The following is a 14,357-nucleotide window of genomic DNA, read 5'->3' as shown; positions in this document are numbered from 1 at the left end:
GACGAGTGATAACTAATATTGAGGCAGTTACCAGCAATTCAAGTATTATACACTCAAACCACCCCAAGATACGAGCTTTGCGCCTCGCTTTAGTGGCGCTAAAAAAACACCTCAAAAGCTCTACTTTTTAGAAGTAGATCTTTGAAATACAATAAATTGCTAAACAAACACCTGCAGATATTCGAAAAAATAGATTAGTTTAATCTCAATAAACCGCTAAGCCTTTATCAACCACCTATCAAAATAATAAAAATAACAGTGTTATGATGTGTCTCAGCGCTGATTAATAACGTACTAAAAGCGCTAGATAAAACAATTATGAGGAATAACCAAATAGTGATGCTTGAAGCTTAAACTGCTCTGCTAATTCATCAATTATAACCCTTTGACTAAGCTTTAAATATCTTGAGCGTGGCCAAACAACATTGATTGGCATAACCGCACCTGAAAAGGTATCTAAAACACTAGTTAGTCTATTACTATCTAGCTGCTCTTGAATAAGCCAAGTAGGTAATTGTGCAACACCTAAACCATTAAGTGCGGCATCTAGCATCGCATCTCCATCACTGAGCATATATCTGGCATTGATTAGCTGGTTAAATGACTGCTTTTTACTATCTTTGAACAACCATGTTGGCTGCGAAGAGCGCTTACTGCCAATAATACAATCATGAGTGAGCAAATCCGCAGGAGTGTCTGGCACACCATGTTGGTCAAAATAATCTTGACTACCACACACTGTTAATTTTTGATAACCCAACAATTTTGCTACCAGATCAGCATCATCTTCTAATGTGCCGATACGTACCACCAAATCAACATTTTCATTTATTAAATTGATACGACTTTCACTAAAGTGAACCGCAAGCTCTAGTTTAGGATACTTGTTTGCTAATTTAGAAAGTATTGGCATTACATACTTACGGCCGAATGCCGCAGGTAAGTGAAGCTTTACTTGCCCTGAAACATTATGGCTACCGGCAGTGACCGCTTGCTCTAGGCTATCTATTTCAGCCAGTATTTTTACCCAGCCTTCAAAATAATGCTGCCCTTCTGGGGTTGCCATAATTTTACGCGTTGTTCGATGCAGTAGCTTTGTACCTAACTTACTTTCAAGCCTAGTAACAGTTTTGCCAACAGCTGAGCCTGTTAAACCTAACCGATTACCAGCTGCTGTGAATGTACCCATGCGTAATGTTTCAACAAACTCTCGAATACCAAAGAAAGGGCTATCTTCTGGTTTCATTATGGAATCTCAGGACAGAATAAATGGAATATTAGCTAGGTTATCATTTAAAAAGAAGATAATAAAATAATGTTCACTTATTCAGCAATAGAGAAACATGATGAGCGAACGCAAACTTCTCGATTTACTCGAAAAAGAAGAGATCCGAACTCTTCGCTTAAACTACAGTCAGCTTTTAGACTCTGGTCAAATTCATAAAATGGAAGAAGTATTTACTAGCGACGCACGAGTCGAAGTAACAGTGGGAGAAATGAATGGAATTGAACAGATAAAGCAAGGATTAAAAAATGCTTATGATGAATTCGATACCCACAATAGAAAGCACTTCCCTTTTGTTCATGCAGTGATGAACCATCAAATAGTACTAACAGATAAAACGACAGCACAGGGTGAGTGCTACCTAATTGACTTTGTTACAAGTAGGGAGCCAAGCGAATCTCCGCTTTTATTAGTGGGCCGGTACTTAGATCGCTATGAAAAAATCGACGGTCAATGGCGCATTAGCCACTCTAAACTTGATGTTGTCTGGCCAGCGAATTCGGGAGAGCAGTAACATGAATAATCTACCAACTAGCTTTACAAATGTATTTGCCGACAACAAATTAACGCTGGGATTGCTCACTCCCCTTGAAGCTTACCCTAGCAGCCCTTTCCCTACCCTCAATGCTGATATAGCAACGGCTAAGCAAGCTGAACAAGCAGGTATTGCCAGTATTTGGTTTAGGGATGTGCCTTTTTATGATCCTAATTTTGGTGATGCTGCGCAGATGCTTGATCCATTCACTTACGCAGGTTTCATTGCTGCACATACAAATACAATTACTTTAGGCACCGCAGGGGCCGTTTTACCATTACGCGATCCTATCATGGTTGCCAAACAAGCAGCCTCAGTTGATCATCTAAGTAATGGTCGTTTTGTGTTAGGAGTTTCAACCGGAGACAGGCCAGTTGAATACCCGGCTTTTGGTGTCGATTTTAACGCGCGTGCTGAGCGCTACAGAGAGTCAGTTGAAATTATCAAAACATTACACCAACAAAGTTTTCCTAAACACATTAGCCAATATTACGGTGAGCTTGATGGTTCACTTGACCTTTATCCAAAACCAGTAAACCAGCAAATACCCGTTATGGCCGTTGGTCGTTCTAGGCAATCATTTGAGTGGTTGGCTAATAATGTTAATGCTTGGATTTGGGCTGTTGATAATGAACAAGCCATCAGTGAAATCATTAACAACCTATCAATTGCAAGCAATAGCAACACAAGCCCACATTACGGCTATGCGACATTTTTTGATTTAGATAAAAACCCTGACGCCCCGTACCAGCGTTTTTATAACGTTGTACGAATTGGTCGAAATGCCCTTATTGAGCGACTGTTAAAACACAGAGAGCTTGGCGTAAAACACATTGCGCTAAACTTAAAACCTTCTCGAAGGGCTGCCCAAGATGTAATTGATGAATTGGGTAACTTTGTTATTCCTGCTCTTGAAAAAGAGCAAAGAGAGCCTGCAGTATGAGTACTCAAGAACAGCTCGAAAACTTAATAACTCAGTTTAAAGATAGCTGGTTACGCTCGGATAAGCACTCGTTAGCAAAGCTGTTTAGTTCTGATATCGATTTCAAAAGCCAGCATCATGGTTCTGTAAATAGGCAAAAGCATGTATCAACAACCTTGAGTGAAGATTTCAAAAACTATGCAACGAATGCTGAATTTACAAATACGTTTACTGCACACCAAAAAGATTTTGCTGCAGCAAGCAGCTACGCTTATGTAGATGTAAATCATGGGCAAAAACGCTTTTTATGTGGTTGTACGTTTATTTTTCATTTCATTTATGAAAACCAGCAATGGCTTATTAACCACATTAAATTTCAGGTTAACTGGAATAAAGGACAACAATCCTTGCTTCCTAACTGGAACATGCTTCCTGGAGTTCAGGGCTGGCAGCTTGTTGATGGCGAACCAACAATTGTGAGTGAATTACACTCTCCATGGGCATTAATTCGTAAGTTTAAAGCCTCTGAGCCAAAGCAAGCTCTCATTGATCTCTATAACAAGTATGCATTTGCTGTTGATAATTGTGATATTAATTTACTTATTGATTGCTACAGCCAAGATATACATGGCAGCTTTCCTCCTTTAGGTGATTTATCTGGTAGAGAAAGTGTTATAGGGAGTTTAAAAAACTTTAGACTGCTTGCGCCATTTTGGCAGCACTTTGCAGAGTTGGTCAAAATGGAGATTAGCCAAGATAAAAAAACAGCTCGATTTATCATTGCCCGAATCATTCCCGAAAAACCCGTGAATGATAGCAATCAAAAGATCTATGCAGCTCACTATCAGTTAGCAGCAAGATTAGAGTCAGATAACTGTTGGCGACTTTACGAGTCGCATTACATATCGGGTTGGTTTGATGAACAGAATTTGCCCGAGTTTATAATCTAACAATAAAGCGCTCAATGTGAGCGCTTTTTCATAAATACCTGCGACCGGTTAAGCTTAATCACTGTTTTTGCTTAAATTAAAAACAATGATACATTAAAAATTACTAGATACCTTGTACCTCATGATGATAATGATTATCATCAACAAGTATTAATCCCCTCTTATCTGGGCAAAATAATAAGGAATATTATGAAAAAGAGCTCACTTGCTTTATGTGTTGCATTACTATTTAGTCAGCAAGGCATTGCCAATGAAACGACCACCCAAGAATTTAACGACACCTACCGCGCTTATGTCGCTGCTGTAGAAAATAAGCAAGACAGTAGTGAGCTTGCTAAAAAAGCGTTTGAGCTTGGCAAAGAAATTTATGGTGAAAGCGCCGACAACACAGCCAATCTTGCTATTAACTATGCAAACAGTCTAGATAAAAGCGAACAAGAACAACGCTTTGAGTTATATCGCACAGCCTACGAAATACTCGAAAAAAACCACGGCAAGCTAAGTGTACAAGTGTATGATTCATTAATCGGCATGGCAGAATCAACTCCCTCAGCTAAGCGCGCTGATACGTATCTTGATGATGTCATTGCTATTGCTGAAAAACAAAACTCAGACAAGCTTGTTGCTGATGCAAAAATGACCGCTGCTCGTATCCTTGCTTATAAAGGCACTGGCGAGCGCTATTACACAGCAAAGGAATATCTTGAAGAAGCTGATAAGTACTACCAAGAAAACTTACCAAATAACGCTGTCGATCGTATTAGCGCAGACTTTTTAGTTGCCGCATTTGCAGAAAACCAACGTAAATACAGCACCGCTATTGAGCGATTGAATCACGTAGTAAGTGTATTTGATCAAGAGCTAGACTTTGATCATCAAACTGAATTAAACGCCCATTCGAAGTTGGTTCACTTATACGAAAAAACAGGTAAAAGCGACGAAGCAACCAAACATTGCTTAGCGATTGCGAAAATGGTGCCTTGGAAAGAAAGCCAAGAACAAGAGCCGTTGTACCGTGTGCCGCCGAAATATCCAATGTCAAAAGCACAACGTATGGAAGACGGCATTGTCGTGATGGAATTTGAAGTAACCCCGTCAGGCTTTGTAGACAACATAACTGTGGTTGACTCTGAAGGTGGTACTGCATTTGAAAGAGAAGCAGTAAAAGCAATGAAAAAATGGCGTTATGCGCCTAAGTTTGAAAATGGTCAAGCCATTGCTGCGACTTCTCGGGTGCAATTAGACTTTAAAATAAAAAGATAAATAACAGGGTCGCAATGCGACCCTTTTTATAACTTTTTAAGCAAGTTATCGGCTGCGTCCTCAATTAAATCGAGTACCTTTTCGAAACCTTGATCGCCACCATAATAGGGATCTGGGATCTCACTCACCCCTGCATCACCATGACTTAAAAATAGCGACAACTTATATTGTAAGCGCTCTGGGCACTGGGCTTGTAAATCAGCAAGATTTTGCTTGTCGGCTGCGAGAATTAAGTCAAACTCATGAAAATCAGCTTGAGTCACTGGTCGCGAATAGATGCCTTTAAAACTATAACCGCGCTTTTCGGCTGCTGCTTTTGAACGTGAATCTGGTGGATTACCTTGGTGGTAACCAATGGTGCCAGCAGAATCAACTTTGACATTGACACCCAACGCCTTGGCACGACTACGAAGTACCGCTTCAGCAGTAGGTGAACGACAAATATTGCCTAAGCAAACAATCAAAACCTTTTTCATTATTCGTCCTTAAAATTGCTTTAAGATTGACTCATCATAACGTTCTGCATCAAGCGAGAGGTTGTATTTATCTGCAACACTATCAAGCTCTGCCTGCTTAATTGCCAACTCATCCATGGTAATAGTGTTGTCATCAAGTTGCCATAACAAACGTGATCCCGCATAGCTGTAATGAATTGCTAATAAAGCATCTGCATTGCCCTCACGCCCTGCTGCTTTTAACTTTGGCATTTTACGGGTGATTTTATTCAGCGCTTTTTTAAGCTCCCACACATAGACAATTTCAGTCATGTAATCATGATTGCGGTATTTATTAAGCACAAAGCCCACCAGCAAACTACACACAACAACACCTAATAGGTTCCAATGAAAATGGCTACCGCTTGGGTCAGGAAATAACGCTATTAACGTTTGTGAAATGGCTAAACTGCCAACGGCTAAAGCAATTACACAAGCAATAATTACTTGGTTTAAATGTTTACGGTAACGGGCTTTATCTATTTGAATAAGTTTCATAACAACCTAAAAAACTTGTGAAAAATAAAAAGTGAAAAAAATTTCACCCCTTTTTTATTTGCCAGCCGTTTTAGCTATGAAAGCAATTATCCAAAGAGGAACGGCTATGCATACTTTACCACTAAACTCAGCAAGCTTGAATAACAGCAATGCTGCTTTAAAGACAACCGCAGCAATTATTGGTGGCGGTGTCATGACCTTTGCAGCATTTGCATTTATGCAGTACTTAATTTCTGCTGAGCAAAGAGCCGATGTTAAAACAGGCCCAGATATCACAGTTGAAATTTATGAAGTACCGGAAGACTCAAAAGTGCAAGTAAAGCAAACACTGCCGCCACCGCCAGTTGCTAAAATGCCACCAAAAGTACCACCGCGACCAACCATTGATACGACCGACACTGTTGTAGTTGCGGATTTAACACCAACTATGACTTTCGATAACATTGGCGACACGCTTAGCAAAAGCATTAACCAACCAACAGGAGATGCGACACCAATTGTGCGTATAAACCCTAAATACCCTCCGGTAGCAGCTCGTGATGGCATTGAAGGTTGGGTACAAATTAGCTTTAGCATTTCACCGACTGGCGAAGTGATTGACCCTGTTATTATTGATGCCGAGCCTAAACGGGTATTTGACCGTGAAGCAATTCGCGCCATTAAACGTTGGAAATATCGCCCTAAAGTTGTTGAAGGTGTGGCACAATTACAAACAAACCAAAGCGTTCAACTTGATTTTAAAATAGATGGATAACTGCCTATGCTAATGAGCATCAAGACATGGTTATTTGACAAGCCAAGCACAGATTGTTTGGCGCAGTATGCCAAAACGGGCGACAACCGTTACCTTAACCAACTCGTTGCTCAATATGGGAACGATCTTTATCACTATCTAGTCACCCAAAGTGATAAAGATCTTGCCCTTGATATATGCCAACAAACCTGGTTAAAAGTCATTGATAAACGCGACTTTTACAATGATCAAAACAACCCAAAAGCGTGGCTTTTTCGATTAGCACGTAATTTATTAATTGATGAATTTCGTAAGCAGCAAAAGTTCGTTGAATTAGAAGACAACCAACTATTTACTGAATCTCAGGATGCAAGTTATCACTACGACTACGAAGCCTTTGATAAAGCACTGATGGGACTTAGCTTTGTACAACGTGAAGCGCTGACCTTACAACAAGAAGGCTTTAGTCTTGAAGATATTGTTGCTATCACACAAAGTAACCCAGAGACCATTAAAACTCGGCTGCGATATGCCCGTCAAAACCTGAAACAACAACTAGGAGGCCATCATGAAGCGTAACGACGAGCAACTCGATGCTGATTTAAAAGCACATTTTCAAAAACGTAAGGCAGAGCACAGCTTAAGCAGCGACGAGCTTTCACATATGCAAAAGCCACAGTTGGCAACGCCAAGGCCACAGCGCTTTTTAGGCCTGCAAATGACCGGAGTTTTTGCTGCTTTAGCGATTCTTGGTTTTGTCATGCTGCAATACAACAACCGCGAGTTAACCCATGTTTATGCCGTGGATTTATCGGACTATCAATGGCTAGAAGTACACGAACTCGACGCCAAAGGCAGCTATGTGAGTAATCTTAAACAACAAAAACAAAACCTAGATGCTAACTACCAACAAGCATTAGCCAATCACCAAGCCCGCACTAGCTTCACCGGCCGTCTAGTCAGTGTTGATAACGACTGGTATATCGCTGACTGCGAGCAAAATGTCATAGTACAAATTAAACAATCACTCCTTGAAGAACTACAAAAACACGGCACCCTAGATACTCATATTCACCAAGGAGACCTACTCGCCCTAGACCAAAACAAACAAGGCCAAATCATCGCACTTAAACAACTGACCCATGAAGCGGAAAAGTGTACGAGTTAGCGAGCTCGTAGGTTGGGTAGAGCGTAGCGAAACCCAACACACTCAGAGCTGTCAGCTTTAAAAAAGTTAGCGAGCTACAAGGGGAAAGAGTAAAGGAGTTCGTAGGTTGGGTAGAGCGTAGCGAAACCCAACGAGTTAGCGAGTTACAAGGGGAAAGAGTAAAGGAGTACCGTAGGCGTGAAATTTATTTCGCGCGATGGCCTCAATCCATACTCTTGTAGGTCGGGCTTTAGCCCGTTAATGAAAAGATAATTTGTCGCCATAAATGACGACCTACGTGACGTTTGGTAGAACGAAGCGAAACCCAACACACTCAGAGCTTTCAGCTATCAGATTTAAAACAATTTAGCGAGCTACAAGAGTAAAGTCGCAAGTTTTTAAGTAGCAGCGGGTTTACCCCGCGTAGGCGTGAAATTTATTTCGCGCGATTCTCTCAATTTATGCGGCTGTAAGTCTGGCTTTAGCCCGCCACATATGAGTGATAAAACATGTTTCGCCATAAATGACGACCTACGTGACGTTGGGTAGAACGGAGTAAAACCCAAACACACTCGAAGCCGTCAGCTATCAGATTTAAAACAAGTTAGCGGGCTACAAGAGTAAAGTTACAAGCTTTTAAGTAGCAGCGGGTTTACCCCGCGTAGTACCTAAAATAACTCATAGCTAAAGTGTACTAAAATTACTTATTCTGTATTAGTAAAAATAAGATCTGACACATTAACTTGAAAAAGTGAGCGTTACCCGCTTTCAATCAATGACTACCATTTTAGATTTGAGCTAAATAAACTCTAATTTTACCTGACTTTGTGATCTGTTTTCTTTTAATCAATTTTTTATCTAACATCAATGAAGAAAAAAGATCATACTCTTCAGAATCTGGTAACTCAAAGTGAGTTTTAGCTGTATTAATTTTTGCAATCTGCTCTGTAGAAAAGCCACAGATATCTTTTACTCCATCCTTAGATAATAAATCCATTTGGTAAGTTAAAAGTTTAATTAAATCGAAGTCAGTATTTAATTCTGAAGCTAACTTGATTATGTTAACTTCTTTAACTCCATCAAACTTCATTTCACAAGCTAAAGTACTTAAATAAATAGTATCTATTGCGGGGCTTTGAAATTCTTCATCGCTTAAACTTGCAATCGCCAATAACTTGTTCTTATCACTTACTTCACCACTTTCAAAAATACAAATTCTGTCTTTGAGTGAGAAAAAAGGAATACAATCAAAAGGCATATACTCTATAAGATAAATGGGATCGAACTTATCATGCATTGAACGAATTAAGAGCTGGCCTTTATCTGATCGAGGTTCAACAATATGCTCAACTAAATAACCAAACAAATCTTCAGAGACTTGTTCAGAAGGTTGAATTATTAGCAAATCAGCAAAACAAGAAGCCAATTCATCAGAATCAAAGAATCTTCTTTCACTTAAGCTTTCAAAAATAGTCAATACCTCAGCATTACTAAGAATCTCTAATTTGGCAATGGAGCATAGAGTTTCATCTAACAGATCGTCAAAGTAATTTGTTTCTGCAAATTTATCTTTGTTGCACGAAATTAATAGTGGAAGAAGAGCTGTTCTACCCTCCTCGAATTCGCTTTTAAGCTCATCAGAATAAATAACCAATTTTTCTTTGATTAAATATTCATACTTCTGATTAGTTAATTTATCTAGGTCGTAATCAGGTATATATTTAGACAGGGGTTGAATTAATTGTTTAAACGTAGCCATCTGCACCACATCAAACAAAATTATTCCAGTAAAACTTGAAAGTGTACTGTCAATATCCAATCCTTTAATTTCTGTAAGGATAGATTCTTTATTGGCAGAGATTACCCTATCTACTTCTGAATTATATTCCTTGAAGAGTTCGTCATCCTTGACCACATCGAAACTATCAAAAAAAGCGACTAAATTTTCAATAGAAGGGATAACTTTGTCTTGCCTTGAAAGTTCTATATTGGTGGCATAATCAAAGCTTGCATCACGTATCCTTGATAGTGGAGCATTTAAGTTACTGATTAGTTCATGCTTAATTTCTATTCCTATTTCAGACTTCAACATGTGAACAATTGAATCTTCGCTTTCGTCACCTTTCTTAGTTGTTTCTATCCAGTATTTTTCAACTAACTGCTGAAATAAATCAATATCATATGTATTTTCGATTAACAACTCATCTTTAGATTTAAGAATAAAATCTAAAGAGAAAACTTCGCTTTTGTAAGAACATTTGAAATAACTATACAAACTAATTGGGTTTATTCTTATACAACCAGTTTTAAAAAGAAGTATATAAACCTCACATTGCTCATAGTTTTCGTGATCAAATTCGACCAACTCTAACAAAGGCTCCAGTGAGATTATGTTATCAAGAACTCTTTCTCTGATTTCCTTTTCTTTGCTCGCGATTTCAATAACAATTTTGACGTTTTCATTTAAATAATTCGTCAAAAAAAGATAATTATCAAAATCGACACTTGAAAAGTCTTTACTCATACATAATTTATAACACCATTCACCAAACTTATCAGTATAACTTTTACTTAATTCAAGAAAGTTAGCTCTACTACTTACTAAAATTTCGAGCACTGGTGATATATCAATATCACAACTACTTTCTAACTTATCAATAAACTCAATCAGAATTTTAGGGTTGATATCAAATATAATGGGAGTTTTTTTTAAGAGCTGATGTTTTTTAGAGATCAGATACTCAAAAAGATTAAAATTAAGAACAGATGTTTGAGAAAAGCTATTATCATCTAGTAACTTAACAATGTCTGCTGGACGACTCAATTGGTACTCAAAGTTCGGCTTTTTCCCATAGACAATATTATTTTTGAAAGTAAAGTCATTTCGGGTTAACTCCCCCTCATAGAATATTGAAATATACTTTTGATAGTCTTCATAAATATATCCTTTCCTCAACAGGTAATGAATAATGTGATCTGACTTATAGCCTGTAAGATTCTCTCTTCTGCTTTCAAAAAGAGAGCACATATCCTTAAGAGAAGCATCTTCAATTCTATTTATAGTTCTTAACTTTTCGGTTATCTTTCTATTCAGTAAATCAATTTGCTCATCTGGTTCATCTAAAAGTTCTAGCTTTTCGATGTAGCGTTGGATTTCTAAATACTCTCCATTTTCAGCCAGAGATTCAATTGAGCCATATGAAGTTAATTTCAGCTCATGACCTTTCCGCAGCCCTAAATAAATATTCTCATAATCACGAACACTAATAATATCCTGACCTAGTCTCCAGTTACTGACTGATTGAAACTGACTTAAAATTGTATCAATCTTCCACCTTATTAACGTCTTATACTCGTTTTCAGAAAGCTTAATCGCGTTTTTAATTTTTTTAATTTCCTCCTCACACTCTTCAACAGTTAATTTACTCTCTAAAATCATCTCTCTTTTCACTTTTGATGTATCAAAAGCGGAAAATATTTTCCCCCGATTTTTTTGAAGTAGCTCAAACTCAACTGGAAACATGTTTTTACATAAAACTAATGAGAACAAGTTGTCGTCAGATAAACTTTGATCATGATTTACTAGTTTCCGATAAAAATAGAACTCATTAACTATATTCTGCAAAACCCTCATATCAGAAATAAATACTGTTACATCCCTTAAATAACTTCTTGACAGGTTTTCATTTCTGATAGAAGAAATTAACTCTAAAAGCTTTTCATATGAGTTATTTGAATGGATTATTGGAATTATAGGAAGGATAAAATCAAAAAACTTAGTTCTTTCAGTTGCGGAAAAACAATCATCCTTTGTCACATAAATAAACTTGACACCATCCTTGTGCTTTTCCCGGACTGCAAAGCTATTGTTTAATATAATGTTTATTTCACGTAATTTTGTAAAAATCTCAGGCTTATTTAGCCTTTCCAAGTCTTCAAATATTATTTTGTTATATTTCGAGCTGGAAAAGAAATATACGAGTTCATCCAGAGTTCTATTTAACACTGAATCTGACTCTGAAAAAAAACTCACTTCTGCATTGGTAGGATTTAAATAACTTATTTTAGATAGTGGTAGGTTGTTCTTTAAATGCTTGAATATAAATGCAACACCAAGCAAGCAACCTGTAAGCATAAGTAAAGATAAGCCAATGTTAAAAAACTCTAGATTCTTCCCGATTATTGGCCTAACAGGGTCAATAAAAATATAACTTTTTGGATTAAAAATATAAAAAACAGACAGAAGCCAAAGCGAAGAAAATATGTAACTCCTCCACTTAGTAGTATCTTTTGAGTTAGCTAATTTACTAAAGCGAGATTTCGGGATTGTTGAAGAAGGCACTTTATAAATAATTTGTTGAATAATGCTTTTTTCTATATCTGCAAAGTTAAAAGCCTCTGATTTATTTGAAGTCTCATTTCCCTCAATTTCATCAACCTGAAAAGAAGCTAAAGAAACATCAATTGAAGTTTCAGCAAACTCAGAATTCTTCTTTTTATAAGAACTCACGAAGCTAGATTTTCCAGATGAATATGGTCCTGTAATCGCTATATTGTATGCTTTATCAGATGCAATTACTTGGTCAAAAACATTCGATACATCTTTATCAATTTCAGCTTCGTCTGTTGCACTAAGGAAAAAAGGAGTATATTCACCTATTTGCTTTTTATCTTCCTCACCAACCTCCATATCAACCTCTTGAAAAATAAATTAAATAAATAAAATTCAGCATATCTTAATTTTTTGAATAAAAACATAGCTAAAGCCTAATTGTAAGAGATGAAAATACCAATCCCACATTTAATCTTCCTCCCCATCCCCCCCTGGAAATACCTGGAAATAGCTTATTGATGAGTAATCTATCGTATGGATGCGCGATAAGGCTAAACTAGGCTATAGATAGCCTACCTTCGTAGCTTACGATAACATTAATACACTATATAGGATTACGCATGATGCTAGAGTAGTGCTGGGAGAGCCCAGAGAGGGGGCGACAAACCTTGAAAAAAGATTTTTATATACTTATCGCAAATCGCGCGGAATAAGTTTCCCCCGTACGAGTGTGAGGGCTAACGGCTAATACTCCGCTCTTTACCTCGCTTTTCCTACCAATAATCGCACATTGCTCTAATGTTAATAACAATTTAATGCTGAACCAGCTAGGCTAGTAACATCGTGTTTAAATATTATGGAGTTACCATGAAAAGGTCTTTGTTTAACAGTTTAATCATTGCCTCAATTAGCTTATCGAGCTTGCAAGCGTGTGCTCAGCCGGAGCAAAAGATTCCTCTGGATGCCAGCGCTAATAACTACAAACTAGAATTAGTAAGCGAAGGGATTCAAATTCCTTGGGGTATGGCTTGGCTTAACGAGCGTGACTTACTCGTTACTGATCGACGTGGCGAGCTTAGATTGATTCGTGATGGCAAACTCGTTGAGCAAGCAGTTAAAGGCACACCTAAAGTACATGATGAAGGTCAAGGAGGCTTACTAGATATAGAACTTGATCCGAACTTTGCCGACAATGGTTGGATTTACTTTTCGTACTCTGGCTATGAGGGCGATGGTGAGGGTTACAATACCTCAATTATGCGTGCCCGCTTTAAAGATATGGCTCTTGTTGATCAGCAATTATTGTTTGATGGCGAGCCAAATATTGAAACAACAAAACACTATGGTTCGCGTATTGAGTTCGACAAAGAAGGTTACTTGTACTTCTCTATTGGCGACCGTGGCAAAAGAGACGTTCACCCACAAAGTCTAGACTATGATGCTGGCAAAATTCACCGTATCAATAGCGATGGCTCTATCCCTAAATCAAACCCGTTTTATGACCATAAAACAACTCACAAAAGTATTTATTCGTATGGACACCGTAACCCACAAGGTATGGCGATGCACCCTGAAACGGGGGTTATTTGGAGCCATGAACATGGCCCTCGTGGCGGCGATGAAATCAACATAGTTAAAGCAGGTGCAAACTATGGTTGGCCTGAGATCACTTATGGGATCAACTACATTGGTACAAAAATTACCGACGAAACTAGTCGCGAGGGAATGGAACAACCTGATTGGTATTGGGTGCCTTCAATTGCCCCTTCTGGAATGGAATTTATCACCAGCGATAAATACCCACAGTGGCAAGGCCAAATTGCCGTAGGTTCGATGAAGTTTGGCCACCTTGTTTTGGTGAAACTTGATGGTGACAAAGTAACAGGCCACAGCAAGGTTTTTGAAGGTGTAGGTCGCGTGCGCAGCCTAGCCACCCACCCTAATGGTGATTTATATCTAGGCGTTGATGGTGTCGGTGTTTATAAGGTTGTACCAAAAATATAGCTATCAGATTTAAAACAAGTTAGCGAGTTACAAGGGGAAAGAGTAAAGGAGTAACCTAGGCGTGAAATTTATTTCGCGCGATGGTTTCTTATGGCTGACGGCTGACGGCTGACGGCTATCAGACTTGAATATGCAAGTCATCGAAATTCAAGCAATAAAAAACCACAGACTTCTCTGTGGTTTTTTACTTATA

At 38.2% G+C, this 14,357-nt stretch carries 12 protein-coding genes; 8 read left to right on the top strand and 4 right to left on the bottom strand.

Features of this window, described 5'->3' with window-relative positions:
* Positions 1–316: 316 nt before the first annotated feature.
* Positions 317–1,246 carry a LysR family transcriptional regulator gene (locus EXT43_RS06000; RefSeq protein ID WP_055022021.1) on the bottom strand — a complete coding sequence of 310 codons (930 nt, stop codon included), beginning with the start codon at positions 1,244–1,246 and terminating at the stop codon, positions 317–319.
* Positions 1,247–1,343: 97 nt separating this feature from the next.
* Between EXT43_RS06000 and EXT43_RS05995 the strand changes: the two genes are divergently transcribed.
* From EXT43_RS05995 to EXT43_RS05980, 4 genes are all read left to right on the top strand, one after another.
* Positions 1,344–1,799: a nuclear transport factor 2 family protein gene (locus EXT43_RS05995; RefSeq protein ID WP_130166575.1), complete on the top strand. Its 456-nt coding sequence runs from the start codon at positions 1,344–1,346 to the stop codon at positions 1,797–1,799.
* Position 1,800: 1 nt separating this feature from the next.
* Positions 1,801–2,763 carry a TIGR03571 family LLM class oxidoreductase gene (locus EXT43_RS05990; RefSeq protein ID WP_130166574.1) on the top strand — a complete coding sequence of 321 codons (963 nt, stop codon included), beginning with the start codon at positions 1,801–1,803 and terminating at the stop codon, positions 2,761–2,763.
* Positions 2,760–3,692 (top strand): nuclear transport factor 2 family protein, encoded by a 933-nt coding sequence (locus EXT43_RS05985; RefSeq protein ID WP_130166573.1) that lies wholly within the window; start codon positions 2,760–2,762, stop codon positions 3,690–3,692. Before EXT43_RS05990 ends, EXT43_RS05985 begins: the two co-directional genes overlap by 4 nt.
* A gap of 189 nt (positions 3,693–3,881) precedes the next feature.
* Positions 3,882–4,955: an energy transducer TonB gene (locus tag EXT43_RS05980; RefSeq protein WP_130166572.1), complete on the top strand. Its 1,074-nt coding sequence runs from the start codon at positions 3,882–3,884 to the stop codon at positions 4,953–4,955.
* A 26-nt stretch (positions 4,956–4,981) separates the two neighbouring features.
* Here the strand turns inward: EXT43_RS05980 and EXT43_RS05975 are convergent, their stop codons facing one another.
* On the bottom strand, positions 4,982–5,431 hold the full coding sequence (locus EXT43_RS05975; RefSeq protein WP_130166571.1) for a low molecular weight protein-tyrosine-phosphatase: 450 nt from the start codon (positions 5,429–5,431) through the stop codon (positions 4,982–4,984).
* A gap of 9 nt (positions 5,432–5,440) precedes the next feature.
* The gene (locus EXT43_RS05970) at positions 5,441–5,947 is read right to left on the bottom strand and encodes a DUF3087 domain-containing protein (RefSeq protein WP_058585678.1); all 507 of its coding nucleotides are present in this window, start codon (positions 5,945–5,947) and stop codon (positions 5,441–5,443) included.
* A 106-nt stretch (positions 5,948–6,053) separates the two neighbouring features.
* On the opposite strand from EXT43_RS05970, the gene EXT43_RS05965 reads away from it, so the two are divergent.
* From EXT43_RS05965 to EXT43_RS05955, 3 genes are read left to right on the top strand one after another with little or no spacing between them, the layout of a single operon-like run.
* Positions 6,054–6,701, top strand: a complete 648-nt coding sequence (locus EXT43_RS05965; RefSeq protein WP_062564916.1) for an energy transducer TonB — start codon at positions 6,054–6,056, stop codon at positions 6,699–6,701.
* Between the two features lie 6 nt (positions 6,702–6,707).
* Positions 6,708–7,259 carry an RNA polymerase sigma factor gene (locus EXT43_RS05960; protein WP_130166570.1) on the top strand — a complete coding sequence of 184 codons (552 nt, stop codon included), beginning with the start codon at positions 6,708–6,710 and terminating at the stop codon, positions 7,257–7,259.
* Positions 7,249–7,848: a hypothetical protein gene (locus tag EXT43_RS05955; protein ID WP_130166569.1), complete on the top strand. Its 600-nt coding sequence runs from the start codon at positions 7,249–7,251 to the stop codon at positions 7,846–7,848. The genes EXT43_RS05960 and EXT43_RS05955 overlap by 11 nt, the downstream gene beginning before the upstream one ends.
* Before the next feature lie 766 nt (positions 7,849–8,614).
* Here EXT43_RS05955 and EXT43_RS05950 read toward each other — a convergent pair.
* On the bottom strand, positions 8,615–12,517 hold the full coding sequence (locus EXT43_RS05950; RefSeq protein ID WP_130166568.1) for a hypothetical protein: 3,903 nt from the start codon (positions 12,515–12,517) through the stop codon (positions 8,615–8,617).
* 510 nt (positions 12,518–13,027) lie between these two features.
* Here EXT43_RS05950 and EXT43_RS05945 point away from each other — a divergent pair.
* Positions 13,028–14,164, top strand: coding sequence for a PQQ-dependent sugar dehydrogenase (locus EXT43_RS05945; protein WP_063703431.1), 1,137 nt, complete (start codon positions 13,028–13,030; stop codon positions 14,162–14,164).
* Positions 14,165–14,357: the final 193 nt, after the last annotated feature.

This window comes from Pseudoalteromonas sp. CO109Y (genome assembly GCF_004208935.1).
GTDB classification, from domain to species: Bacteria; Pseudomonadota; Gammaproteobacteria; order Enterobacterales; family Alteromonadaceae; genus Pseudoalteromonas; species Pseudoalteromonas shioyasakiensis.
The sequence above is the reverse complement of the archived record's forward strand: the minus strand, read 5'-3'. Positions and strand labels throughout refer to the sequence as shown.

Bases quoted from the DNA above. Each gene is read 5' to 3' on its own strand.
- EXT43_RS05975 (WP_130166571.1), bottom strand. From the start codon at position 5,431: ATGAAAAAGGTTTTGATTGTTTGCTTAGGCAATATTTGTCGTTCACCT.
- EXT43_RS06000 (WP_055022021.1), bottom strand. From the start codon at position 1,246: ATGAAACCAGAAGATAGCCCTTTCTTTGGTATTCGAGAGTTTGTTGAA.
- EXT43_RS05985 (WP_130166573.1), top strand. From the start codon at position 2,760: ATGAGTACTCAAGAACAGCTCGAAAACTTAATAACTCAGTTTAAAGAT.
- EXT43_RS05995 (WP_130166575.1), top strand. From the start codon at position 1,344: ATGATGAGCGAACGCAAACTTCTCGATTTACTCGAAAAAGAAGAGATC.
- EXT43_RS05960 (WP_130166570.1), top strand. From the start codon at position 6,708: ATGCTAATGAGCATCAAGACATGGTTATTTGACAAGCCAAGCACAGAT.
- EXT43_RS05965 (WP_062564916.1), top strand. From the start codon at position 6,054: ATGCATACTTTACCACTAAACTCAGCAAGCTTGAATAACAGCAATGCT.
- EXT43_RS05990 (WP_130166574.1), top strand. From the start codon at position 1,801: ATGAATAATCTACCAACTAGCTTTACAAATGTATTTGCCGACAACAAA.
- EXT43_RS05945 (WP_063703431.1), top strand. From the start codon at position 13,028: ATGAAAAGGTCTTTGTTTAACAGTTTAATCATTGCCTCAATTAGCTTA.
- EXT43_RS05955 (WP_130166569.1), top strand. From the start codon at position 7,249: ATGAAGCGTAACGACGAGCAACTCGATGCTGATTTAAAAGCACATTTT.
- EXT43_RS05950 (WP_130166568.1), bottom strand. From the start codon at position 12,517: ATGGAGGTTGGTGAGGAAGATAAAAAGCAAATAGGTGAATATACTCCT.
- EXT43_RS05970 (WP_058585678.1), bottom strand. From the start codon at position 5,947: ATGAAACTTATTCAAATAGATAAAGCCCGTTACCGTAAACATTTAAAC.
- EXT43_RS05980 (WP_130166572.1), top strand. From the start codon at position 3,882: ATGAAAAAGAGCTCACTTGCTTTATGTGTTGCATTACTATTTAGTCAG.